The sequence below is a fragment of the Microtetraspora sp. AC03309 genome, assembly GCF_020826795.1.
GTDB lineage: Bacteria > Actinomycetota > Actinomycetes > Streptosporangiales > Streptosporangiaceae > Microtetraspora > Microtetraspora glauca.
Window position 1 is genome coordinate 72,487 of sequence record NZ_JADDIL010000032.1, and the last position, 22,557, is coordinate 95,043.

The 22,557-nt window shown below is 70.7% G+C and carries 22 protein-coding genes and 2 pseudogenes; 11 read left to right on the forward strand and 13 right to left on the reverse strand.

Features of this window, described 5'->3' with window-relative positions; all coding sequences use genetic code 11:
• Window positions 1–39: 39 nt before the first annotated feature.
• Window positions 40–1,107 (forward strand): annotated as a pseudogene (locus IMZ11_RS46745) (glycoside hydrolase family 5 protein); the annotation flags it as partial.
• Here IMZ11_RS46745 and IMZ11_RS46750 read toward each other — a convergent pair.
• Window positions 1,044–1,295 (reverse strand): annotated as a pseudogene (locus tag IMZ11_RS46750) (hypothetical protein); the annotation flags it as partial. The pseudogenes IMZ11_RS46745 and IMZ11_RS46750 sit on opposite strands and share 64 nt — an antisense overlap.
• On the opposite strand from IMZ11_RS46750, the gene IMZ11_RS46755 reads away from it, so the two are divergent.
• Window positions 1,207–1,668 carry a cellulose binding domain-containing protein gene (locus IMZ11_RS46755; protein ID WP_374462433.1) on the forward strand — a complete coding sequence of 154 codons (462 nt, stop codon included), beginning with the start codon at window positions 1,207–1,209 and terminating at the stop codon, window positions 1,666–1,668. The pseudogene IMZ11_RS46750 and the gene IMZ11_RS46755 overlap by 89 nt on opposite strands.
• A 189-nt stretch (window positions 1,669–1,857) precedes the next feature.
• Here the strand turns inward: IMZ11_RS46755 and IMZ11_RS20345 are convergent, their stop codons facing one another.
• The 3 genes from IMZ11_RS20345 to IMZ11_RS20355 all read right to left on the reverse strand — a co-directional run bounded on the left by IMZ11_RS20345 (window position 1,858) and on the right by IMZ11_RS20355 (window position 4,235).
• Entirely contained in the window at window positions 1,858–2,979 is a 1,122-nt protein-coding gene (locus tag IMZ11_RS20345; RefSeq protein ID WP_228643764.1) for a MalY/PatB family protein, read from the reverse strand.
• Window positions 2,980–3,103: 124 nt separating this feature from the next.
• Window positions 3,104–3,805: a transcriptional repressor LexA gene (gene lexA / locus IMZ11_RS20350; protein WP_061257356.1), complete on the reverse strand. Its 702-nt coding sequence runs from the start codon at window positions 3,803–3,805 to the stop codon at window positions 3,104–3,106.
• 67 nt (window positions 3,806–3,872) lie between these two features.
• Window positions 3,873–4,235: a hypothetical protein gene (locus IMZ11_RS20355; RefSeq protein ID WP_228643766.1), complete on the reverse strand. Its 363-nt coding sequence runs from the start codon at window positions 4,233–4,235 to the stop codon at window positions 3,873–3,875.
• On the opposite strand from IMZ11_RS20355, the gene nrdR reads away from it, so the two are divergent.
• Together nrdR and IMZ11_RS20365 are read left to right on the forward strand one after the other, a co-directional pair.
• Window positions 4,230–4,691 (forward strand): transcriptional regulator NrdR, encoded by a 462-nt coding sequence (nrdR, locus tag IMZ11_RS20360; protein WP_228643769.1) that lies wholly within the window; start codon window positions 4,230–4,232, stop codon window positions 4,689–4,691. The genes IMZ11_RS20355 and nrdR overlap by 6 nt on opposite strands.
• A 108-nt stretch (window positions 4,692–4,799) precedes the next feature.
• Complete coding sequence (locus tag IMZ11_RS20365; RefSeq protein WP_228643771.1) at window positions 4,800–7,658, forward strand: vitamin B12-dependent ribonucleotide reductase; 2,859 nt, start codon at window positions 4,800–4,802, stop codon at window positions 7,656–7,658.
• Window positions 7,659–8,059: 401 nt separating this feature from the next.
• Here the strand turns inward: IMZ11_RS20365 and IMZ11_RS20370 are convergent, their stop codons facing one another.
• On the reverse strand, window positions 8,060–8,458 hold the full coding sequence (locus IMZ11_RS20370; RefSeq protein ID WP_228643773.1) for a PPOX class F420-dependent oxidoreductase: 399 nt from the start codon (window positions 8,456–8,458) through the stop codon (window positions 8,060–8,062).
• 28 nt (window positions 8,459–8,486) lie between these two features.
• The gene (locus IMZ11_RS20375) at window positions 8,487–8,651 is read right to left on the reverse strand and encodes a hypothetical protein (RefSeq protein WP_228643775.1); all 165 of its coding nucleotides are present in this window, start codon (window positions 8,649–8,651) and stop codon (window positions 8,487–8,489) included.
• Window positions 8,652–8,921: 270 nt separating this feature from the next.
• Between IMZ11_RS20375 and IMZ11_RS20380 the strand changes: the two genes are divergently transcribed.
• Window positions 8,922–9,956: a nitronate monooxygenase gene (locus IMZ11_RS20380; protein ID WP_228643777.1), complete on the forward strand. Its 1,035-nt coding sequence runs from the start codon at window positions 8,922–8,924 to the stop codon at window positions 9,954–9,956.
• A gap of 86 nt (window positions 9,957–10,042) precedes the next feature.
• Here the strand turns inward: IMZ11_RS20380 and IMZ11_RS20385 are convergent, their stop codons facing one another.
• Window positions 10,043–11,389, reverse strand: coding sequence for an MFS transporter (locus IMZ11_RS20385; RefSeq protein ID WP_228643778.1), 1,347 nt, complete (start codon window positions 11,387–11,389; stop codon window positions 10,043–10,045).
• Window positions 11,390–11,481: 92 nt separating this feature from the next.
• Here IMZ11_RS20385 and IMZ11_RS20390 point away from each other — a divergent pair, with 92 nt between their 5' ends.
• Entirely contained in the window at window positions 11,482–12,000 is a 519-nt protein-coding gene (locus tag IMZ11_RS20390) for a helix-turn-helix domain-containing protein (RefSeq protein WP_228643780.1), read from the forward strand.
• A 16-nt stretch (window positions 12,001–12,016) separates the two neighbouring features.
• Here the strand turns inward: IMZ11_RS20390 and IMZ11_RS20395 are convergent, their stop codons facing one another.
• Together IMZ11_RS20395 and IMZ11_RS20400 are read right to left on the reverse strand one after the other, a co-directional pair.
• On the reverse strand, window positions 12,017–12,835 hold the full coding sequence (locus tag IMZ11_RS20395) for an Fpg/Nei family DNA glycosylase (RefSeq protein WP_228643782.1): 819 nt from the start codon (window positions 12,833–12,835) through the stop codon (window positions 12,017–12,019).
• A gap of 66 nt (window positions 12,836–12,901) precedes the next feature.
• Window positions 12,902–13,336 carry a YbjN domain-containing protein gene (locus IMZ11_RS20400; protein WP_228643784.1) on the reverse strand — a complete coding sequence of 145 codons (435 nt, stop codon included), beginning with the start codon at window positions 13,334–13,336 and terminating at the stop codon, window positions 12,902–12,904.
• A gap of 43 nt (window positions 13,337–13,379) precedes the next feature.
• Between IMZ11_RS20400 and IMZ11_RS20405 the strand changes: the two genes are divergently transcribed.
• The 3 genes from IMZ11_RS20405 to IMZ11_RS20415 all read left to right on the forward strand — a co-directional run bounded on the left by IMZ11_RS20405 (window position 13,380) and on the right by IMZ11_RS20415 (window position 15,663).
• Window positions 13,380–14,255: an RNA polymerase sigma-70 factor gene (locus IMZ11_RS20405; protein ID WP_228643786.1), complete on the forward strand. Its 876-nt coding sequence runs from the start codon at window positions 13,380–13,382 to the stop codon at window positions 14,253–14,255.
• Window positions 14,256–14,356: 101 nt separating this feature from the next.
• Window positions 14,357–15,154, forward strand: a complete 798-nt coding sequence (locus tag IMZ11_RS20410; RefSeq protein WP_228643789.1) for an SDR family oxidoreductase — start codon at window positions 14,357–14,359, stop codon at window positions 15,152–15,154.
• The gene (locus tag IMZ11_RS20415) at window positions 15,151–15,663 is read left to right on the forward strand and encodes a hypothetical protein (RefSeq protein ID WP_228643791.1); all 513 of its coding nucleotides are present in this window, start codon (window positions 15,151–15,153) and stop codon (window positions 15,661–15,663) included. The genes IMZ11_RS20410 and IMZ11_RS20415 overlap by 4 nt, the downstream gene beginning before the upstream one ends.
• Before the next feature lie 18 nt (window positions 15,664–15,681).
• Here IMZ11_RS20415 and IMZ11_RS20420 read toward each other — a convergent pair whose 3' ends face one another.
• Window positions 15,682–16,158 carry a MarR family winged helix-turn-helix transcriptional regulator gene (locus IMZ11_RS20420; RefSeq protein ID WP_228643793.1) on the reverse strand — a complete coding sequence of 159 codons (477 nt, stop codon included), beginning with the start codon at window positions 16,156–16,158 and terminating at the stop codon, window positions 15,682–15,684.
• A gap of 72 nt (window positions 16,159–16,230) precedes the next feature.
• On the opposite strand from IMZ11_RS20420, the gene IMZ11_RS20425 reads away from it, so the two are divergent.
• Entirely contained in the window at window positions 16,231–16,641 is a 411-nt protein-coding gene (locus IMZ11_RS20425) for a winged helix DNA-binding protein (protein WP_228643795.1), read from the forward strand.
• Window positions 16,642–16,646: 5 nt separating this feature from the next.
• On the opposite strand, the gene IMZ11_RS20430 is transcribed toward IMZ11_RS20425, so the two are convergent.
• Together IMZ11_RS20430 and IMZ11_RS20435 are read right to left on the reverse strand one after the other, a co-directional pair.
• Window positions 16,647–17,288 carry a pyridoxamine 5'-phosphate oxidase family protein gene (locus IMZ11_RS20430; RefSeq protein ID WP_228643797.1) on the reverse strand — a complete coding sequence of 214 codons (642 nt, stop codon included), beginning with the start codon at window positions 17,286–17,288 and terminating at the stop codon, window positions 16,647–16,649.
• Window positions 17,289–17,328: 40 nt separating this feature from the next.
• Entirely contained in the window at window positions 17,329–17,508 is a 180-nt protein-coding gene (locus IMZ11_RS20435; RefSeq protein WP_061257366.1) for a hypothetical protein, read from the reverse strand.
• 426 nt (window positions 17,509–17,934) lie between these two features.
• On the opposite strand from IMZ11_RS20435, the gene IMZ11_RS20440 reads away from it, so the two are divergent.
• Window positions 17,935–21,504 (forward strand): serine/threonine-protein kinase, encoded by a 3,570-nt coding sequence (locus IMZ11_RS20440; protein WP_228643799.1) that lies wholly within the window; start codon window positions 17,935–17,937, stop codon window positions 21,502–21,504.
• A gap of 153 nt (window positions 21,505–21,657) precedes the next feature.
• Here the strand turns inward: IMZ11_RS20440 and IMZ11_RS20445 are convergent.
• A partial coding sequence (locus IMZ11_RS20445; protein ID WP_228643801.1) for a beta-galactosidase trimerization domain-containing protein occupies window positions 21,658–22,557 on the reverse strand: 900 nt, incomplete at its 5' end.

Genomic DNA, 22,557 nt, shown 5'->3' on the forward strand with positions numbered 1-22,557 from the left:
TCCAGACGTATTCTCGGCGCGCTGGCGACCGTCGCGGCGATGGCCGCGGCTGTGCTCGTCGCGACCGGCTCGCCCGCACAGGCGGCGGGCACGGGGTCCGGATACCTGCACACCAGCGGCAACAAGATCGTGGACAGCACCGGAACGACGGTCCGGCTGACCGGCATCAACTGGTTCGGAATGGAGACCGACAACAAGACCTTCCACGGCCTGTGGTCGGGGAACCCCTGGAAGAGCCAGCTCGACCTGATGGCGAGTCTCGGATACAACACCATCCGGGTCCCGTGGTCCGACGACGCGGTCAAGCCGGGCGCCGTCGCCACGAGCGTCAACACCTACACCAACCCCGACCTGGTCGGCCTGTCCCCGATGCAGATCCTCGACAAGGTCGTGGACTACGCCTGCAGCAAGGGCATGCGGATCATCCTCGACCGGCACCGGCCGTCCAGCGCGGGCCAGTCGCCGCTCTGGTACACCTCCACGGTCTCCGAGGCGACCTGGATCGCCAACTGGAAGTCGCTCGCGCAGCACTACGCGGGCAACGCGACCGTCATCGGAGCCGACCTGCACAACGAGCCGCACGCCGAGGGCACCAACCCGGCGGCCACCGGCGCGTGCTGGGGCTGCGGTGACGTCAACCGCGACTGGCGGCTGGCGGCGGAGCGGGCGGGGAACGCGATCCTCGCGGTCCAGCCCAACTGGCTGATCTTCGTCGAGGGAGTGAGCTGCCCGAGCGGCGGCCTGTCCAACATCTGGGACAACGACCCCAGCAACGACGAGGACTGCGGCTGGTGGGGCGGCAACCTCAGCAAGGCCAAGGACTACCCGGTCCGGCTGGACGTGCCCAACCGCCTGGTCTACTCGCCCCACGAGTACGCCACCTCGGTCTACCACCAGGCGTGGTTCGACGACCCGGCCTACCCGGCGAACATGCCCGCCATCTGGGACCGGTACTGGGGATACCTGTACAAGCAGAACATCGCCCCGATCATGGTGGGTGAGTTCGGCACCACCCTGGCCGCCAACGTCGACAAGATCTGGCTTCAGGAGCTGATGAAGTACCTGGGGACGGGCGTCAACGGCATGTCGTTCACGTACTGGTCGTGGAACCCGAACTCCGGCGACACGGGCGGCATCCTCAAGGACGACTGGACCACAGTGGACCAGGCCAAGCAGAGCATCCTGCAGCCGTATCTGATCCCGCCGGTGGGCGGCACGTCCTCCCCGTCCCCGTCGGCGTCGCCTTCGGCATCGCCGTCCGCCTCGCCTTCGGCATCACCCTCCGCGTCCCCGTCCGCCTCGCCTTCGGCATCACCCTCCGCGTCCCCGTCCGCCTCGCCTTCCGCGTCCCCGTACGCGGGCAAGGCGTGTACGGCGACCTACACGGTGACCAACTCGTGGGCGGGCGGCTTCCAGGGCGAGGTCGCCGTCAAGAACACCGGCACGACGGCGACGTCGGGCTGGACCGTGACGTGGACCTTCCCCAACGGACAGACGATCAGCCAGCTCTGGAACGGCACACTGTCCGCCAGCGGATCCGCGGTCACGGTGACCAACCTGAGCTGGAACGGCGGCCTGGCGGTGAACGCCTCGACGACGTTCGGCTTCCAGGCGTCCTGGTCCGGGACCAACGGAACCCCGGCCTCGGTCACCTGCGCCGCCGCCTGAGCCGTACCCGGTCCGGCTGGTAGCACCGCCTGACCCGAGCCGCCGCCCGATCCGCACCGGGCGGCGGCTCCGTCAGGACAGCGGCCCAGAAGACCGGATCGGAAGACCGGTTCGGGGACAGCGGCTCAGGACGGAGGCTCAGGACAACGCCCAGAAAACCGGCTCAGGACAGCGGCTCAGGACAGCGGCTCAGGACAGCGCGGTGGAGATCCGGGTCAGGATCTCTTCCAGGATCGGCTCCGAGGTACCGAAGTTGATCCGCGCGTAACCCTCGCCGCCCGGCCCGAACAACGGGCCGGGATTGAGCCTGACCCGCGCCTCCCGCTCCAGATAGGCGGCGGGGTCCTCATCCAGGAAGCCGAGGTCGAGCCACCCCAGGTAGGTGGCCTGGGGGATCCGGTAGCCCACTCGGGACGGCAGCCGCTCGGCGATGAGCCGGCGGTTGCGGTCCAGGATGGCGAGGACCTCGGCCAGCCAGGCGTCGCCGTGCCGCCAGGCGGCCACGGTCGCCTCCACGCCGAGCAGGTTGGGCGCGCCGTAGATGTGTGCGGGCTGCCGGTTCACCGCGTCGCGTACGGCCGGTGCGCCGAGATGCGCGACGGAGCAGCGGATGCCGCCCATGTTGAACGCCTTCGTCGCGGAGGTGAGCGTGACCGTGCGGGCGGGCAACAGCGTGCCGAACGGGATGTGTGACTGCGGCCCGTACGTCAGGTCGGCGTGGATCTCGTCGGAGAGGACCAGGGTGTCGTGCCGTTCGGCGTACTCGGCGAGCGCGCCCAACTCCTCGGAGGTGAACACCCGGCCGGTGGGGTTGTGCGGGTTGACCAGCAGCAGCACGGCGGCCGGCTCGTCCGGCACCTCGAACCGCCAGCCGTCGCCGTCCGGCAGCATCGGGATGGACAGCAGCCGCCGTCCCATCTCGGCGATGGTGCCCAGGAACGGGTGGTAGGCCGGAGTGTGCAGGGCGACGGTGTCACCCGGCCGGGTCGTCAGGTGCAGCAACACCTGGAGGGCCTGGTTGACGTCGCTGTAGGACCGGACGTGGCCGGGATCGGGGCGGAAGCCGTACCGGGTCTCCATACGCTCGGCGAACGCCTCGGCGAGGGGACCGACGGAGGGCTCGTCCAGCCACGAGGGATAGCCGAGGTCGGTCTCGGCGCGGCGCGCCACCGCCTCGCGCACCGCCTGCGGCACGGGGAAGTCCATGTCGGCGACCCAGGAGGGGATCACGCCGGGCGAGGTCTGCGACCACTTGAGCCCGTCGCGGAGGGAGGCGGCCTCCAGGCTGAGCTGGTCAAGGTTGCGCGTCACAGAGCAAGCCTATTTGCGGCAATCACCCTGATTGCTCCGTGACCGCTCCGCGGTGACAGAGGTCACCGCGGAGCGACGCAGGATGCGCGGTCCGGATGGTCGGCCCGCTCGGCGGGCCGGGGACCTAGAGCTTGCGCAGGACCGCGGTGACCTTGCCCAGGACGGTCGCCTCGTCGCCAGGGATCGGCTCGTAGTTGGCGTTGTGCGGCACCAGCCACACATGCCCGTCCTTGCGCTTGAAGGTCTTCACCGTGGCCTCGCCGTCGATCATGGCGGCCACGACGTCGCCGTTGTCGGCGACCGGCTGCTGGCGCACCACGACCCAGTCGCCGTCGGCGATGGCGGCGTCGATCATCGAGTCACCGCTGACCTGGAGGAGGAACAGCGTTCCCTCACCGACCAGCTGCTTCGGCAACGCGAAGACGTCCTCGATGCTCTGCTCGGCCAGGATCGGGCCTCCGGCGGCGATGCGGCCGACCAGCGGCACGTACGCGGCGGTCGGGCGGCTGAAGCCGGGCTCCACCTCCGCGGCGTCCGGGTCGACCCACAGCACCGGCTCGCCGGGCAAGCGGACCTCGAGCGCCCGGGGGCGGTGCGGGTCGCGGCGCAGGTACCCCTTACGCTGCAACGCCGTGAGCTGATGCGACACGCTGGAGGTGCTGGTCAGCTGGACCGCCTCACCGATCTCGCGCATCGAGGGCGGATATCCGCGCTGCTGCACGGAGTCGCGGATGACCTCGAGGATCTTGCGCTGCCTGGGGGTGAGACCAAGGGAGTCACGCCTGCGCACCGCAAGGTCGCTGACACTCTCTTCCTGCCCGCTCACCAAACCACCTCCCAATCCGTGTTCTTCATGTCGCACAGAGCGACGGTACCTCGATCAAAGATCATCATCAAACAATTGTTCGATTCGATGTGAATACCGCCACCTGTGTGGATGTAGCAACATCGTACGGGAGTTCGATCGACATCGTGTTCGATATTGCCGAGATTTCGCCGATCTTCTTGTAATGTGCCCGCGCGATGCCATCGGGGCCTGCGACACGCCCGGGGTTCAGGTGATTCCCCAGGTTGAACAGCGACTTCGCCCGAGCCTTCGCGGCCGACTTGCGTTCAAGGTCGGGCACTTCTACGGTTGGACCACAACATCTAGTAGTTACAGCGATGTACTTCACCACAGCTTGTGTTTCCGTGACCGCTTCACGACGATTTCGTGAGGTGGGCGCAAGCGTTTCCAGGGAGGCGATGACGTGCACTGCCCGTTTTGTCGTCACCCGGACACGCGGGTCGTCGACAGCCGCTCTACCGAGGACGGGGCCGCGATTCGCCGCCGGCGAACCTGCTCGGAATGCGGGCGCAGGTTCACCACCCAGGAAACCGTTCTGCTCATGGTCAGCAAGCGCAGCGGAGTGACCGAGCCGTTCTCGCGTGACAAGGTCGTCGCCGGTGTGCGGCGGGCCTGCCAGGGACGCCCGGTCGGCGAGGATTCGCTCGCCCAGCTCGGGCAGCTCGTGGAGGAGAGCATCAGGGCCACCGGATGCGCCGAGATCGCCTCGCACGAGGTGGGCCTGGCCATCCTGGGGCCGCTGCGCGAGCTGGACGAGGTCGCCTACCTGCGCTTCGCCTCCGTCTATCGGGGGTTCGAGACGCTGGCCGACTTCGAGGCCGAGATCGAGCAGCTCAGAGCCACGCGCACCGCCGTCCAGCAGTAGCGGCGGGAGTTGGCGGGACGGCCGACGCGGACGCCCGTCACGCACGGTGGTTAAACAGACACGTGATCGGATGCGAGGGGCTCCACCGGGCCCCGGGAGGGGGAATTCATGACAGAGATCGTGAACGGCACCGAGACGGGCACCGGGGGACGGGGTGGCAAGCGGCCGGCGCGTAAGGGGCTCAAGATGAAGCGCGTCTTCACCACCCCGGGGGTCCACCCGTACGACGCGGTGACCTGGGAGCGCCGCGACGTCGTCATGACGAACTGGCGCGACGGCTCGATCAACTTCGAGCAGCGCGGAGTGGAGTTCCCCGAGTTCTGGTCGGTCAACGCCGCCAACATCGTCACCAGCAAGTACTTCCGCGGCGCCGTCGGCACGCCCCAGCGCGAGTCGAGCCTGCGGCAGCTCGTCGACCGGGTCGTGGACGTCTACACCAGGACCGGGATCGAGAACGGCTACTTCGCCGGCGACGAGGACGCCGAGATCTTCGACCACGAACTCAAGCACGCCCTGATCAACCAGGTCTTCAGCTTCAACTCGCCGGTGTGGTTCAACGTGGGGACGGCCTCGCCGCAGCAGGTGAGCGCGTGCTTCATCCTGGCCGTGGACGACCAGATGGAGTCCATCCTTGAGTGGTACAAGGAAGAGGGCGTCATCTTCAAGGGTGGTTCCGGTTCGGGGATCAACCTCTCCCGCATCCGCTCCAGCAAGGAACTGCTCTCCAGCGGCGGCACGGCCAGCGGCCCGGTGTCGTTCATGCGCGGCGCCGACGCCTCCGCGGGCACGATCAAGTCCGGCGGCGCGACCCGCCGGGCGGCCAAGATGGTCGTCCTGGACGTCGATCACCCCGACATCGAGGAGTTCATCGACACCAAGGCGCGCGAGGAGGACAAGATCCGCGCGCTCCGCGACGCCGGGTTCGACATGGACCTCGGCGGCAAGGACATCGTGTCCGTCCAGTACCAGAACGCCAACAACTCCGTCCGGGTCTCCGACGAGTTCATGCGCGCCGTCGAGAGCAACGGCGACTTCGGCCTGCGCGCCCGGCTGACCGGCGAGATCATCGAGAAGGTCGACGCGAAGTCGCTGTTCCGCAGGATGGCCAAGGCCGCCTGGGAGTGCGCCGACCCCGGCGTGCAGTACGACGACACGATCAACGACTGGCACACCTGCCCGGAGACCGGGCGGATCACCGCGAGCAACCCCTGCTCGGAGTACCTCCACCTGGACAACTCCTCCTGCAACCTCGCGTCGATCAACCTGCTGAAGTTCCTGCGCGACGACGACACGTTCGACGTGGAGAACTTCGTCAAGCTGACCGAGCTGATCATCACCGCGATGGACATCTCGATCACCTTCGCCGACTTCCCGACCGAGAAGATCGGCGAGACCACCCGGGCCTATCGCCAGCTCGGCATCGGCTACGCCAACCTCGGCGCCCTGCTGATGGCCACCGGCCACGCCTACGACTCCGAGGGCGGCCGCGCGATCGCCGGCGCCATCACCTCGCTGATGACCGGCGCCTCCTACCGCCGCTCGGCGGAGCTCGCCGCGATCGTCGGGCCGTACGACGGGTACGCGCGCAACGCCGAGGCGCACAAGCGCGTCATGCGCAAGCACGCGCACGCCAACGACGACATGCGCACGGTCGACGACATGGACCGGGTCATCCACGCCGAGGCCACCCGGCAGTGGCAGGAGTGCCTCCGGCTGGGTGAGAAGAACGGCTACCGCAACGCCCAGGCGTCGTTGCTCGCGCCCACCGGCACCATCGGCCTGATGATGGACTGCGACACCACCGGCATCGAGCCCGACCTCGCGCTGGTCAAGTTCAAGAAGCTGGTCGGCGGCGGTTCCATGCAGATCGTCAACCAGACGATCCCGAGGGCGCTGCGGCAGCTCGGCTACCAGGAGGAGCAGGTCGAGGCGATCGTCGATTACATCGCCGAGCACGGCCACGTGGTCGACGCCCCCGTCCTGCGGCCCGAGCACTACGAGGTGTTCGACTGCGCCATGGGCGAGCGGGCCATCGCACCGATGGGCCACGTCCGCATGATGGCGGCGACCCAGCCGTTCCTGTCCGGCGCGATCTCCAAGACCGTCAACCTGCCCGAGTCGGCCACCGTGGACGACATCGAGCAGGTCTACCTGGAGGGCTGGAAGCTCGGGCTGAAGGCCCTGGCCGTCTACCGCGACAACTGCAAGGTCGGCCAGCCGCTCTCGGCCGCCAAGAAGACCACCGAGAAGACCACCGAGGAGATCACCGAGGCGGCCGCCGAGCAGGCGCCCCAGGTCCAGGTCATCGAGGTGCCGCGGCCGACCCGCCGCCGGATGCCCAACCAGCGGCCGAGCCTGACCACCCGCTTCACCGTGGGTGGGGCGAAGGGCTACATGACCGCGTCGTCCTACCCCGACGACGGTCTCGGCGAGGTCTTCCTCAAGATGTCCAAGCAGGGTTCGACCCTCGCGGGCGTCATGGACGCCTTCTCCGTCGCCATCTCGATCGGCCTGCAGTACGGCGTGCCGCTGGACACCTACGTCCAGAAGTTCGTCAACATGCGCTTCGAGCCGGCCGGCATGACCGACGACCCGGACGTCCGGATGGCCCAGTCGGTGATGGACTATATCTTCCGGCGGCTGGCGCTCGACTACCTGCCGTTCGAGGACCGCGCGGCCCTCGGCATCTTCTCGGCCGCCGAGCGCGCCGCGCAGGCGCGCGGTGAGGACCCGGCGGCGCTCCAGGACGTCGTGGACACGGCGGCGCTCGCCCAGTCCGCGCCGATCGAGGAGAAGCGCGCGGAGGTGGCACTGCCCACGCCCAGGCGTTCCTCGGTGGACTCCCTGGAGAGCCACCAGGGCCGTACGGCCGACGCGCCGCTGTGCATGACGTGCGGCACGAAGATGCGCCCGGCGGGTAGCTGCTACGTCTGCGAGGGCTGCGGCAGCACCAGCGGCTGCAGCTGATATCGGGCGGTTGCGGCGCTGACGCAACACTCGACCTGACCGGCGACGGGCATCGTTGCAGGTGACGAGGGGGATCCGGAGATGTTCCGGGTCCCCCTCGACTTGTTTCCGCACGTCGGTGGCAGGACGACGATGTCACCTCAACGGTGTTGCGTTGGATGAGAAGGAGGTTCTTGTGGCTCAAGCAGCCGGCCTGCCCGGTGCGGCCATCTCAGATGGCATGTCCGGCCGACCCCGAAGGCCAACGAATCCTGCCTCCTGCCAGCCCGCCTGAGCTGAGCATCGACCCGCACCAGCAAACGCCGAAACCCCACCCTCAACGCGGTCGACGGGTGTCGTCAAGGATCGATCGCGGGTGCCGGTGAAATATCGGCACCCGCGTCGTGATCGGCCACGAGGGTTCAAGCGGAGAAGCGGATGATCTTTTGTGGGGACACGCGGACGATCAGCCGGACCTCGTCGGGCTCGGCCGGCGGCGGATCCTCACCGAGGTACTTGTGGGAGAGCTCGCGCGGTAGTTCATGGGCTTCGTCCATGATCAGTTCGGCGGTGCCGCGGATCTCTACGGATTCGTACGGATTCTCGCCGTCGAAGATCGAGATACTGATCCGAGGGTCCTTGGTGAGGTTTCGTGCCTTCTTCCGGCCCGTGGTGGTGGAGAACAGGACCGTATCGCCGTCTCGCTTGACCCATACCACCGAAGACTGAGGTGCGCCGTCGGGCATCACTGTCGCGATCGTGGCGAAGTTCTTGCCGTCCAGGATTTTGCGGACGGTCTCGTCGAAGCTCGTTTGCGTCATCTGAATCTTCCTTCTTCGTCGTAGGGCGTCAGGGCTGGGACGGTTGAGCACGTCGGGGAAGCCGCAGCGGAAGGCCGCCGAACGCGATCACGTAGACGATCCGGGTCGCGTCGGTCGGGGAGGAATCCAGGTCCTGCCGGATGGCGGGCAGGGCCACGGTCACGATGTCGTCGTCGAGGATGACCGTCAGCACCCGGAGTGGAGGACGGCGAGAGCGAGCCGACGGGGTGGGTGAGATCCCGGATGGGATTCGGAGGTTCTCCTGTGTGGGTCGAACACACGAGGGACTGTAGCAGATAGTCTTGTTATGGATGATCTCTTATGGATCTATGCTTCCTCCGTGGGCTGGTCGACGGGCCCGGCTTACCGTGCCGCAGTACGCCGCGATGTATGCGCTCTCGCTCGCCCCCGAGGGCGGCCGGGGCTGAGGGATGAGCGCTGAGGGCGGGGTTAGGCTGCCGCCATGCTCCTCGATCGCATCCTGGCCGCGCTGACCCACCCGGTCGTCCTGTCGCCGATGGCGGGCGGAGCGGGCACGGCGGAGTTGTGCGTGGCCGTGTCCGAGGCCGGTGGCCTGGGGTTCCTGGCCGGCGGATACAAGAGCGGCGACGCCATGATGGACCAGGTCGAGCAGGTCAGGGCGGCCACGGACCGGCCGTTCGGGGTGAACCTCTTCGTGCCGGGGGAGCCGGCCGATCCCGACGTGGTTGAGGCCTACCGCGCGGAGCTCGCTCCGGAGGCCGAGCGGTACGGCGTCGAGCTGCCCGAGGTCCCGCTCGACGATGACGACGACTGGGACGCCAAGCTCCACCTGCTCCTGCGGCGGCCGGTCCCGTTGGTGAGCTTCACGTTCGGGTGCCCCGGCATGCCCCTCGTCGACCGCCTGCACGAGGTGGGGACCGCCGTCATCGTGACCGTCACCGATCCCGGTGAGGCGGTGGCCGCCGTGGCCGCGGGCGCTGACGCGCTGTGCGTCCAGGGACCGGAGGCGGGCGCGCACCGGGGCTCCTTCGTGCCGCGCAAGCCGTACGGCGAGGGCGAACCCGGGCTGATCGACCTGCTGAGCGCGGTCGGGAAGGCCGCCCCCGTGCCGTTGATCGCGGCGGGCGGAATCGGGGACGGCGCCGCCGCTGTGGCGGCGCGCGGCGCGGGCGCGTCGGCCGTGCAGCTCGGGACGGCCTTCCTCCTGACTCCGGAGAGCGGGACGAACCCCGTGCACCGGGCCGCGCTACGGGATTCGCGTTACACGTCCACCACGGTGACCACCGCGTTCTCCGGGCGGCCCGCTCGCGGCCTGACCAACAGGTTCATCCTCGACCACGCGCACGCCCCCGTCGGCTATCCGGCCGTTCACCACCTGACGACGCCGATCCGCCGCGCCGCCGTGGCCCAGGGCGACCCCGGCGGGGTCAACCTCTGGGCGGGTACGGCCTGGCGGCAGGCGGCCGAGCGGCCCGCGGCGGAAGTGGTACGCGAGATCGGCGAGGCGTTCGCCTGACCCCCTCGCCCCGTTCGATCCGGCTCGATCCGGCTCGATCCCACCGGGGCTTCGTGCCGGGGAGGGTGAGAGGGCGGGGAGGTCGCTCAGGAGGGGGCGAACCGGATCAGCGCCGCCGCCAGGGCCGCGACCACCGCGTAGCCGATGATCGTGATGTCGGTGCCCGCGGCGAGACCGTGTCCGCCGACGACGGCCGCCATCAGTGCGGCGCCCACGGAGGAGCCCACGTACCGCGCGGTGTTGTTGGCGCCGGATCCCATGCTGACCCAGTGCGAGGGCACGCTCTCGATCGCGAGGTGGGTGAGCGACGCGTTGATGAGCCCGCTGCCGATCCCGGCGACCAGGAGTCCGGCGATCACCGGAGCCGCTGACCAGTGGGCCACCGTACCGAGCAGGGGGAGACTTCCCGCCGCGGCGAGCAGCAGGCCGAGCGCGAGCCGGGCACGGGTGGCCAGCCGGACGCGCGGGGTCAGGAGCGCGCTGACGAACGACGCCCCCGACCAGACGGCGAGGAGGGCGGCGGTGCCCACGGGCGTCATGCCCAGGGACAGCTGGAGCACGCTCGGCAGATAGCTCATCAACCCGATGATCGCGACGCCGGTCACCAGCGCGCCACCCGTGGCGGCGACGAACGGCGGGTGCCGGAACAGGTCCATGTCGATCAGCGGCTCCCGCCGGCGGGTCTCCACCAGGGCGAACGCGATCAGAAGCAGCGCCGCCGCGGCGAAGGCGGCGAGCACGACCGGCCGGGTCCAGCCGAGGCGCCCCTCCGTCACACCGGTCACCAGGGCCGCGAGGCCGAGGGTGAGCGTGACGGTGCCGGGGACGTCGAGGCGCCGCCGCTTCGCCGCCCGTGACTCGGGCAGCGTCCGCACCGCCAGCACGGCCAGCGCGGCGGCGGCTCCGCCCATCACCCAGTAGACGCTTCGCCAGCTCGACAACGCGGCGAGCCCGCCCGAGACCAGTGGGCCGACGGCGATGCCCAGTCCGAGCATCGCGCCGTAACGGCCGGTGGCCCGCAACCGCTCGGGGCCGGCGGGGTAGGCGTGCCCGACGATGCCCAGGCTGGCGGCGAGCACGGCCGCGCTGGCGACGCCCTGCGCGAAGCGGCCGAACACGAACACCGGCACGCCGTCCGAGAGGGCGACGATCGCGCTCGACACCGCGAGTGAGGCCATCCCGAGCGCGTAGACGCGCCTGCGGCCGTGGTCGTCGGCGAATCCCCCGGCGAGGAGCAGCGACACCGCGAGCCCCAGGGTGACGGAGTTCAGCATCCAGACCGGGCCCGTGGGGCCCGCGTCGAGCGCGCGGGCCGTCTCGGGCAGCGTGACCATCGGCACGGTGTAGTTCACCAACGCCAGCAGCGGGGCAGCGCACGCGACCGCGAGGGTCGCCGGCCGTACCCGGCCGGGAGCCGGGGTCTCGGCAAGCACGGAACCTCCAAGGTTCAGTCATTGAACTCACGCGACGATAACACGTGATGGTTCAGTGAATGAACTATGGTGGGGGGAAGGGAGGACCGCTGATGGCGCTCGGCAAGAACTACGAGGGGCAGGACTGCTCCTTCGCCCGGTCACTGGAACTGCTCGGAGAGCGGTGGACGCTCCTCGTCGTGCGCGACGCGCTGTACGGCGTGCGCCGGTTCGGCGACTTCCTGGCCCACCTCGACATCCCGAGGGCGGTCCTCTCCCAGCGCCTGTCCACGCTGGTCGACGCGGGCGTCATGGAACGGCGCCGCTACCAGGATTCCCCGCCGCGTGAGGAGTACGTCCTGACCGGCAAGGGCAGGGAGCTCTGGCCCCCCGTGCTCGCCCTCGCCCAATGGGGCGAGCGGCACATGAGCGAGGCGGGGCCGCGCCGCGTGTTCCGGCACGTCACCTGCGGCGGCGGGATCGGCGCCGGAGCGATGTGCCCGTCCTGCGGCGTCCAGGTCCCCGTCGAGGAGGTCGAGATCCGGCCAGGTCCCGGCGCCGACCTCACCCGCGAGGACCCCGTGAGCGTCACACTCCGGCGGCCGCACCGGATGCTGGAGCCGCTGCCCTGAGCCCGTCGCCCGGCCGTCACCGTCGCTGACAGGCGGGGCACCAGAACAGGCCGCGAGACTCGAGGTCGGCGGTGCGGACCTCGCCACCGCAGACGTGGCAGTGCTGGCCGGCCCGGCGGTACACGTAGACCTCGCCACCGTGGTCGTCCACCCGGGGTGGCCGTCCCATGGCCTCGGGCATGTGCGCGGGGCGCACGGTGTCGATTCGGCCAGAGGCGGCGCCGTCGCGCATGAGCACGCCGAGATCGGCCCAGATCGCGTCCCACTCCGCGCGGCTCAGGTCGCGTCCCGCGCGGTAGGGGTCGACGCAGTGGCGGAACAGGACCTCGGCCCGGTAGATGTTGCCGACCCCGGCGATCACCTTCTGGTCCATGAGCAGCGCCGCGATCGGCCCGCGTGACCGGCTGATCCGCGACCAGGCGCGTTCGGGGTCGTCGTGCGGACGCAGCGGGTCCGGGCCGAGGCGGTCGTGCACCGCCTGCTTCTCCCCGGCGGTGATCAGCTCGCACGCCGTGGGCCCGCGCAGGTCCGCGTAGCTCTCCCCACCCTCCAGGCGGAGCCGTACGGCGCCGACGGGTGCGGGGGCGGGGAACGGGCCGAAGGCCACCTTTCCGTAGAGGCCGAGGTGGACGCGCACCCAGCCGTTGCCGTCGAACCCGTCGAACCCGAGGAAGAGGTGTTTTCCGTGGGCGTCCGTCACGGCCAGGCGCTGTCCGTCGATCAGCGCGGCACTGTCGGAGAACTTGCCCTGGGGACTGCTCGCCGTGATCGGGTTCCCCACGAAACGCCGGCCGTACTCGGCCGCGAGCCGGTGAATGATGTGACCTTCGGGCATCGGCGGGCAGCGCTCCGGGATTCGGGGAGGGGGAAGCCCACCTTATCCGCGTCCCCGCCCGGCCGGTCAGTCCGTCTCGAACGCGAGCCGGTCGGTCAGCCAGCGGTGGAACTTGATCGCGGACCTGACCCAGTGGGCGACAACCGTGGTGAGGTGCTCGCGGGTGACCCCGGCGCCGATGTAGAGCTGGGAGTCGCCCACCACGCGCATCACGCCGCTGTCCTGGGTGAAGGTGTAGACCTTCGGCCACATGGTGTCGGCGTTCCACTCGTTCAGCGCGGTGACCAGCACCGGCTTGTCGTCGACCGAGTAGTACCTCTCGTAGAAGGTGCGGATCGTGAACAGGTCTCCCTCGGAACCGAACAGGAAGAAGACCGTGAGCTCCGCCGTGGAGATGGCGATGTCACCCTCGGAGTCGAGAGTGTGCTCGAGGTCCAACTCGTCCAGGATCTCTCTGATCAACTCCTGATCAGGCTGGACGACCGCTGGGGAAGGGGTCACGGACCCCATCCTGCACCATGTAACCGTCAATAAGCTGGCGGATATGGTGGACGAATTCGAGAAACATCGCTCACGGATGTTCGCTCTGGCCTACCGGTTGCTGGGGTCCGCGGTCGAGGCCGAGGACGCCGTTCAGGACACCTATCTGCGCTGGAGTGCGGCCCACCACGACGAGATCCAGTCGCCCGGCGCCTGGCTGGCCAAGGTGCTGACGAACCTCTGCCTCAACCGGCTGACCTCGGCCAGGGCGCGGCGCGAGCAGTACATCGGCCCGTGGCTGCCCGAGCCCGTTCTCACGGACGCACCGTTCGAGACCGCCGAGCGGCGTGACTCGATCTCGATGGCGTTCCTGGTCCTCCTCGAACGGCTCACGCCCGCCGAGCGCGCCGTCTTCGTGCTGCGCGAGGCGTTCTCGTACGGCTATCGCGAGATCGCCGACGTGCTCGAACTGTCGGAGGTGAACGCCAGGCAGCTCCACCGGCGGGCGCGGCAGCGTATCGGGGACCGGCGACGCTTCGACGCCACGGCCGACGCCCGCCGACGCGTGGTGGAGCGGTTTCTCGACGCGGCGCGGGACGGCGATCTCGCCGGGCTCGAACGGCTGCTCGCGGCCGATGTCGTGGCCTGGTCCGACGGTGGAGGCAAGGCCGCGGCCGCGCGCCGCGCGGTGTCCGGGGCGGCCCACGTGGCCCGGTTCGTCGCGGGTCTGGCCGCCAAATTCGGCGGCCCCTCCCTCGGCCTGGCGCACGCCGAGATCAACGGGGAGGCCGGTGTGGTCGCGTCCCTCGACGGGGCGGTCACAGTGGTGTTCGTGCTGGAGACCGATGGAGAACGGATCTTCGGCCTGCGCGCCGTGCTCAACCCGGACAAGCTCGCTTTCCTCGTGGAGCAGCTCGCGGGCAGGAAGGCCGCGCGTTGATGCGCGAGTCTTTCTCGGGTCTGTCCGCCGGCTCGTCGGGCCGGTCGGAGATTCACTCCTGAGACTGTCACGATTCGGGGTGGTCGCCGGTTCCTGTAGGCATGAGCGAATCGATACTTGTCACCGGCGGCACCGGTACCCTGGGCCGCCACGTGGTCGACCGGCTCCATGGGAGCGACATCCGGGTGCTCACCCGCTCACCGCGGGCGAGCGCGCCGTACACCGCCGTGGCCGGGGACCTCGCCACCGGCGTCGGCCTCGATGAGGCGGTCGCGGGAGCGGGCACGATCGTCCACCTCGCGAGCGACCCTCGCCGGCCGCGTACGGACGTCGACGGCACCCGCCGCCTGATCGACGCCGCCAGGCGGGCGGGCACGCGACACCTGGTGTTCATCTCGATCGTCGGCGTCGACCGCCATCCGTACGCGTACTACCAGGCGAAATACGTGGTCGAACGCATGATCGAGGACTCCGGGCTGCCGTACACGATCTTGCGGACCACCCAGTTCCACGACCTGGTGCTCTTCATGGCGCAGACCCTGGCGCGGCTGCCCGTGACGCCGATCCCCTCCGGGTGGAGTTTCCAGCCGGTCGAGGCGGGCGAGGTGGCCGACCGGATGGCCGCCCTGGCGCTGAGTGAGCCGGCCGGGCGGGTGCCCGACATGGGCGGACCCGAGATCCTCCCGGCCCGGGAGTTCGTCGGGGAGTACCTGGCCGCCGCCGGTCGGCGTCGTCCCCTCGCGCCGGTACGGGTCCCGGGGAAGGTTTCGCAGGCATTCCGCAGGGGGGTCCACCTCGCCCCCGGCCACGCGGACGGGCGTCGCGTGTACCGCGATTTCCTGGCGGAGCGCGTCAGGCGGGGACGGCCCGCCGCGGGTTACGGGAGGTCGTGGGCATGACCGGACCCGCTTTCGCCCGCCGTACGGCCATGCCGCGGCTGGGGCTCGGATACCTCGCCGTCACCGAGATCGTCGTCGGGCTCTGGCAGTTGCTCCTGCCCCGGTCGTTCTACGACGACTTCCCGCTCCCCGGGCATCCGTGGGTCGCGATGCTGCCCTCGTACAACGAGCACCTGCTGCGCGACCTCGGCGGCCTCAACACCGGGATGGGGGTCATGCTCATGATCGCGGCCGTCACGCTGGATCGCCTGCTCACGCGAACGGTCCTGCTCGGGTATCTGCTGTACTCGGCGACCCATCTGGCCTTCCATCTGGGACACCTCTCCCACTTCACCGTGTTCGACGTGGTCGGTCAGGTGGTCACCCTGACGCTGGGCGCGGTGCTTCCGATCCTCCTGCTGTACGCGTCGGGCCGAGGGCGACCTCAGCCGCCGTCGCGTAGACCTCGTCCCGCGGGTGCCGCCGCCGGCCCGGGTGCCGCGTCGGACGCGGCCGGAGAGGCGCGTTGAGATCGAGGACGGCTTCGGTCAGGTGCCGGAGTCCGGGGTCCTGTTCGGGCCGGCCGACGTCACGCGGGCGAAGTCGGTCATGAACCGGGCCAGCAGGTGGGCCAGGGCGCTTCGATCGTCGCCGGTCCAGCCGGAGACCGCCCGTTCGATCATGCCGCGCCGGAAGCCGTGCGCCTGGTCCGACATCTCGATCCCACCCGGCGTACGGACCAGGAGCGCGCGGCGGCCGTCGGCCTGATCCGCCTCGCGCCGGATCAGCCCGGCCTCGACCGCCGCGGCCACCAGTCTGCTGGCCCGGGGCTGGTCGACGCCGAGCGCCATGGCGACGGCCGAGACGGTGGCGGGCTCTCCTGCGTGCTCGGCGGCCTCCACCACGTCGAGTACGTCGAACACCGCGCCTTGTGCGGTCGCGCCGGACATGCCCGCGAGCGTCCGGCGTCGCTGGGAGCGCCTGATGGCGACCATCGCCTGCTCGATGACGGCGATCTCGTCCATTGCGGCCCTCTCTTTCGATATTGCATACTGATTGACATATAGATGTCATTTTACATGCATAGGAGGGATCTCATGGAGAAGCCGGTTGGGTACTGGATCAAACACCTGGACCGTCTCATCGAGGCTGACTTCGCCCGTGTGCTCGCCGGGGAGGAGATGCGGCGACGCCACTGGCAGGCGCTCAACGTGCTCCGGGAAGGCCCCGCCGACGAAGGGAGGCTGGCCGAGGAACTGCGTCCCTTCTGGGGAGAAGGGGAGATCTCGGTGGGCGAGCTGCTCGCGGATCTCCGGCGCCGGCGGTGGATCACTCCGGGCGAGCCGCACGCGCTGACCGAGGAAGGGGCGGCCGCCCACGAGCGGGTCGCCGGGGCCGTCCACGCGTCGCGGTCGCGGATCATGGACGGCCTCACCGTCGAGCAGTACCAGGTCACGGTCCACACTCTCCGCACGATGGCGGCGAACCTGGAGACGGCCGGGCGGTAGGAGGTTCAGCCGATACGGGTTCCCGCGCGGCGCCGTACGTGATCGGGGACGTCGTGGCCGGCCGACGGGTCGGTCACCGGGGCCTGCCAGGTGGTGGCGAGAGGCAGCACGCCCGCCCACACGTCATGCGGATCGTCGGCGTCGTCGGGCGGGCCCTGCCGGATCTTGACCGACGCCTCCTCCAGCGAGATCGCCAGGATCGTGGTGGCCGCCAGTTCCTTGCGGTTCGGCCGGCGCGCGTACTCCCACTGCCCGGGGGCGGTGTGCTCGGTGAGGAGGCGGAGGGCCTCCAGCTTCTCCTCGCCCTCCAGGGCGCGCGGGACCCCGTAGATCACGGCGCTCCGGTAGTTGACGCCGTGTTCGAAGACCGACCTGGCCAGGACGAGGCCGTCGACGTGGGTGACCGTCACGCAGACGGTCCGCCCTTCGCCGGTCAGGCTGCGGCTGGCGACCGATCCGTGGATGTAGACGTGCTCGGAGTCGAAGCCGTAGGCCGTGGGCACCACCATGGGCACGCCGTCCACGATCACCCCGAGATGGCAGACGAACCCGGCTCCGAGGACGTCGAACAGCTCCTGCCGGTCCGTACGGCCCTGCTCGCGCAGTCTGCGGTGCCGGGTTCGGTCAGTTGTGGACAGATCACCCATGAGGTGACATCCAATCAGTACGGCGGAGCCGCTGGAAAGGTCAGGCGGCCGAGGTCGGTCCCGGCTTGGGGAACCGGATGACGTTGCGGCCCGTGTACGCCCGCAGATCGACGATCTTGGTATCGCGATTCTGCCTGCGGCGCAGCACCGACCTGATGTCCCTCACCTTGCCGAACGACATGTCGAGCGACTCGTCGAGCGACGTGACCACCCTCAGCATCTTCCGATCCCCCCGACCGTGATGATTCCGTTATTTACCAAGATGTCTACCGATCTACCCGTAAGACCGGTGTAAAGCAGTTGAGGTTTTTGAGTTTATGGTGGCCCCTGTTCCGCCTGCGGTCCGGTACCCCTCCATGCCGCCGCCGTCCGGCGAGCCGGTCAGGGGCGGCCGAGTCGCCGGTCGGGGCAGGCCGGACACGGCCGCGAGAACATGGCCGCGAGAACATGCCGCGAGAACATGGCCGCGAGAACACGGCGGCGGAGAGCGCGGCCGGCGCGGTGGTCGCCGCAGTGATGCCGAGGGCCCATCGGTATCTGGGCCGGGTCGATCGTCGGCGGACGCCAGGGAGTACGAGCAGCGTAGAGTGCGACTCCGGTCCGAGTCCGACCCAACGGAGTTCGAATTTCGCGCGTCAGAGAGAACATGACATCGGGAACGCTGATGGCCGAGGACCCGGCGCGCCTGGGGGACTACTGGATCGCCGGGCGGCTCGGCGCGGGCGGGCAGGGCGTGGTCTACGAGGCGTACGGCCCCGACGGCCGCCGGGTCGCGATCAAGGTGCTGCACGGCGACGCGGCGGAGGACGACGACCTGCGGCGCCGCTTCGGCCGCGAGGCGGAGGCGGCCCGCAGGGTGGCGTCGTTCTGCACCGCCCAGGTGATCGACGCCGTCCTCGACGGCCCCCGGCCGTACATCGTGAGTGAGTACGTCGAGGGAGTGAGCCTGCGCCAGGCGGTCGGCGAGGGCCGCCGGTTCGCCGGAGACGAGCTGCACCGCCTCGCCACCGCCGTGGCCACGGCGGTCGCGGCGATCCACGACGCCGGCGTGATCCACCGCGACCTCAAGCCGGACAACGTGCTGCTCGGCCCGGACGGGCCGCGGGTCATCGACTTCGGCGTCGCCCGCACCCTGGAGATGTCCCTCACCGCGACCGGGCTGGTCGCCGGCACCCCCACCTACATGGCGCCCGAGGTGTTCGTCGGGGAACGGGCCGGCCCGCCCGCCGACCTGTTCGCCTGGGGCGGCATCGTGCTGTTCGCCGCCACCGGCACGGATCCGTTCACGGCCGAGAGCCTCGGCGGTGTCATGCACCGGGTGCTCTCGGAGGACCCCGAGCTCGGGGTGCTGCCGCGTTCGCTCCGCCCTCTCGTGTCCGCGGCGCTGGCGAAGGACCCGAAGGCCCGCCCTGCCGCCCGCGAGCTGCTGCACGGCCTGATCTCCGGCACCCACGGCGCCGACTCGGGAGACCTGCTGGCGCTCGGCAGCGCGGAGGCCGGGCTGCTGACCGTGCCGGGACCCGGCGATCCGGGGCTCGGCATGCTCGCCGAGGACGGGTACGGCATGCTCACCGCGGCCGAGCGTGAGCTGGTCCCCGAGGTGTTCCTGCGCCTCGCCACGGTGACCGACGACGGCGAGGTCGTCGCCAGGAGGGCGCCGCGCGCCGAACTGGTCGACGGCCGCCCGGAGGACGAGGCCGCCTCTGTCGCCCGGATCATCGAGGTCTTCGCGTACGTGCTGGCCGAGCGTGACGGTGAGATCGGGCTGTCCCGCCCGGCCCTGATCCAGGCGTGGCCCCGGTTCCGCGCCTGGGTCCAGGCCGAACGCGAGGGCCTCGCCGTACTCCGCGAGATCACGGTCGCGGCGCGGCGCTGGAACCACGGCGGGGACGGCGACCTGCTCCAGGGGGACAGGCTGGACACCGTCCTGCGCTGGGCGGCCACCGGCCGCCGCCACCTGACGCTGAGCCGCCTCGAACGCGACTTCCTCGACGCCGGGTCCGCGCTGGCCCGCCGCAGGGCGGGGCGCCGCCGCGCCGTCACCGTCGCCCTCGCCGCGCTGCTGGTGCTCGCGATCGGGTTCGGCGCCGCGACGGTACGGCAGAGCGCGGTCGTGGGCGAGCAGCGGGACCTGGCCGAGTCGCGTGGCGTCGCCTCCCTGGCGGACCGGCTGCGGGAGACCGACCCGGTCAAGGCGATGCTGCTCAGCGTCGCCGCCTGGCGGCTGGGCGACACCGCGGAGGCACGCGGCAGCCTGGTCACCTCGCTCTCCCAGCGGGAGCAGGGCGTGCTGCGGCTGAAGGGCTCCGCCCACACGCTCAGCGGGGACGGGCGGACCGCCGTGTCCGTGGACGGTGACGGCGTCAGCGTCTGGGACGTGCCCTCAGGACGGCGGACGGGCGGCTGGTCCGGCCTCGGCGTCCGAGGCCGGCGCCTGCACTCGATCGCGCTGAGCGGGGACGGGCGCCTCCTCGCGGTCGCCGCCGGCACGTGGGTACGCGTCTGGGACGTGCGGACCGGCAAGGCGACGGGGAAGAGCCTGCCCCTCGACGCCGGAGAGTACGAGCCGCACTACCCGATCGAGGTCGCGTTCGGAGCGAGCCCGCGCGTGCTGGTCATCGGCTTCAGCGGCATGGTCCGGGTCTGGGACCTCGACACCGGAGCCGCGAGTCCCAAACGGCCGGGTTACCTGGCGGACGTCGACCCGGCCGGACGGATCGCGGCGATCGACGGCGTCGGCGAGCGCCCGCTGCTGTTCGACCTGCCCGGCGCCACGCGGCGCCGTACGCCCCCGGGTGTCTGCGGCACCGGGCCGCCGACGCCGACGGACGACGGGATCGGACCGCAGGCGCTCGCGTTCAGCCCGGACGGCCGTACTCTCGCGTGCGTCGCCGACGAGGGCATCACCCTCACCGATCTCGCGCAGGGAAAGACAGGGGAGCCGTTCGGGCCCGCCGCGACGGGACAGCCGGCGGTGACCTTCAGCGCGGACGGCCGCTTCCTCGCGGTCCGCGGCGAGGACGCCGTCAGGGTGTGGCGGGTGGCCGACCACGCGCCGCTGCTCGTTCACCCCACCCTCGGCGAGGCCGCGCAGGTGCGGTTCGACCGCGACGGAGGAGCGCTGCGGTACGTCCTCGACGACACGGTCCACACGGTCGACATCGCGGACCTGGCCCGGCCGGCCACGGCCGGGCCCGCGAACGAGGGGGCCGTGCTCACGCCGGACGGGAGGTTCGCCGCCGGCGACGCGAACGGCTCCGGCGCCGTCACGCTCCGCGACACGCGAACCGGGCGGGCGGCGGGCGCGGCGATCGCGGTCACCGAGTCGGTGCAGCAGGTCGCATTCAGCCACGACGCGCGGATCGTGGCGGTCGCCGACGACGCCGGCAGCCGGGCGTGGGTGACGGACCGCCGGAGCGGTCGCACGCTCGCGACCACCACGGTCCGGGACGCGGCGAACTCCTCCATCCTGGGCGTCGCCGTCAGCCCGGACGGTACGAGAGCCGCCGCGGCCATGGTGACGTCGGCGACGAGTGCGGAGATCCACGTCGCCGACCTGAGCACAGGCAAGTGGCGCATCGCGGCGAAGATCCCCGACGGGGGCGCCTCGCGGATGGTCTTCAGCCCCGACGGGCGGCTGCTGGCCGTGCTCGGGCAGGACGCCGGCCATCTCGTCGACGTCGCCGCGGGGGAGGCGCGGTCCTTCGCCGCGACCGGCCAGACGCTGACAGCGGTCGCCTTCCATCCGCGCGACCCGATCGTGGTCACCTTGGACGGTGCCGGCCGAGTGATCGCCTGGGACACCCGCAGCGGTGAACGGCACGGTCCGGTGCTCCGCACCGAGCGGAACGCGGTGGGCGCGATGGCGTTCACCGCGGACGGAGCCCTGCTCGCCACGGGCGCGGGCCGAGAGGTCAGGCTGTGGGACATCGGCTCGGGGACGGCGATCGGGGAACCGATCGGCACCCACGGGGCCGACGTGGTGTCCGTGGCCTTCGGCCCCGGCGCCACCGCCGATCCCGGAGGTTCCGCCGGTTCCGGTGAGCCGGTCCTGACCAGCCTCGACGCGGGAGGGGCGGTCAGGGCCCGGCCGGTGACCCCGGACGCCGTCGCCGCGGCCGTGTGCGCGCGGGCGGGCCGCACCCTCTCGAAGGACGAGTGGCGCGACCACCTCCCCGGCCTGCCGTACGAGGACGTGTGCGCGCGTACGTCCTGAGCCGAGGCGGCCGCGCGTCCTGAGCGGGGGCACTGAGATGGATGTCAGGATCCGGCCGCTCCTGGACCGTCGCGCCGCGACCCGTTGATCGCGCGGGCCGCCCCGGCGAGGCACCGCGGTTCCGGCATCGACGCGTGACGTCGTCCGGACGGGTCAGTCCGCCCGGACGACCGCGAAGGCGCCCGGTCCCAGCGTGCCGGTGACGGGGACGCCCGTGACCAGGTCGCGGCCGTGCACGGGGACCGGCTGCTCGGCCGACGTGTGGTTGATCGCGAAAACCAGATCCGCCCGCCGTACCAGCTCGACCCCGGGTGTGCCGGTACCGGAGAGCCCGGCGGCGGCGAGGAGCCGGGTGTAGCCGTCGTCGTCGAGCCGGGTGGAGAGGTACCAGGCCGCACCGGCGCCGTGGACGTTCCGGGTGATCGCCGGACCTCCTCCGGGGTAGACCGCCACCGCCGCGGCCCCCTCCAGGTGGACGACCTCGCTCCACACCGTGGCGGTGAACGCCGGGATCATCGGAGTGGCGAGGGCTCGGCCGAGTGCGGGGGCACGGTCGAAGGCGGGGGCACGGTCGACGGCGGGAGAAACGCCGAAGGCGGTCTCCGCGAGGGGGACGGGCTCGGCCAGGGGTTGGAACTCCTCCACCCGTACGCCCAGGAGCTCGCGGAACGCGCCGGGATGGCCGCCGAGCCGTACCCGGGTGTGCTCGTCGGCGACGCCGCAGAAGAAGGACACGACCAGCGTGCCGCCCCGCTCGACGTACGACCTGAGGTTCGCCGCGTCCGCGTCCGTGATCAGGTAGAGGCTCGGCACGAGTACGACGCGATATCCCGAAATATCGTGGGAAGGGTGGGCGAAGTCGGCGGTGATGCCCTGCCGCCACAGAACCCGGTGCGCCTGTCGCACGGCGTCGAGGTAGTCGAGCTCGGCGGACGGCAGGCCGGGGGACTGGAGCGCCCACCACGCCTCGTCGTCCCAGAGGATCGCGACATCCGCCTCGACGACCCGCTCGGTCCGCTGCCCGACCTGCCCGATGCCCACGGTGGCGGCGGG

Coding starts and splice junctions, on each gene's coding strand:
- IMZ11_RS20435 (WP_061257366.1), bottom strand. CDS start 17,508: ATGCTGAGGGTGGTCACGTCGCTCGACGAGTCGCTCGACATGTCGTTC.
- IMZ11_RS20395 (WP_228643782.1), bottom strand. CDS start 12,835: ATGCCCGAAGGTCACATCATTCACCGGCTCGCGGCCGAGTACGGCCGG.
- IMZ11_RS20410 (WP_228643789.1), top strand. CDS start 14,357: ATGAGCGAATCGATACTTGTCACCGGCGGCACCGGTACCCTGGGCCGC.
- IMZ11_RS20370 (WP_228643773.1), bottom strand. CDS start 8,458: ATGACGCAAACGAGCTTCGACGAGACCGTCCGCAAAATCCTGGACGGC.
- IMZ11_RS20380 (WP_228643777.1), top strand. CDS start 8,922: ATGCTCCTCGATCGCATCCTGGCCGCGCTGACCCACCCGGTCGTCCTG.
- IMZ11_RS20440 (WP_228643799.1), top strand. CDS start 17,935: ATGACATCGGGAACGCTGATGGCCGAGGACCCGGCGCGCCTGGGGGAC.
- IMZ11_RS20425 (WP_228643795.1), top strand. CDS start 16,231: ATGGAGAAGCCGGTTGGGTACTGGATCAAACACCTGGACCGTCTCATC.
- IMZ11_RS20415 (WP_228643791.1), top strand. CDS start 15,151: ATGACCGGACCCGCTTTCGCCCGCCGTACGGCCATGCCGCGGCTGGGG.
- IMZ11_RS20420 (WP_228643793.1), bottom strand. CDS start 16,158: ATGGACGAGATCGCCGTCATCGAGCAGGCGATGGTCGCCATCAGGCGC.
- IMZ11_RS20430 (WP_228643797.1), bottom strand. CDS start 17,288: ATGGGTGATCTGTCCACAACTGACCGAACCCGGCACCGCAGACTGCGC.
- IMZ11_RS20405 (WP_228643786.1), top strand. CDS start 13,380: ATGGTGGACGAATTCGAGAAACATCGCTCACGGATGTTCGCTCTGGCC.
- IMZ11_RS20390 (WP_228643780.1), top strand. CDS start 11,482: ATGGCGCTCGGCAAGAACTACGAGGGGCAGGACTGCTCCTTCGCCCGG.
- IMZ11_RS20365 (WP_228643771.1), top strand. CDS start 4,800: ATGACAGAGATCGTGAACGGCACCGAGACGGGCACCGGGGGACGGGGT.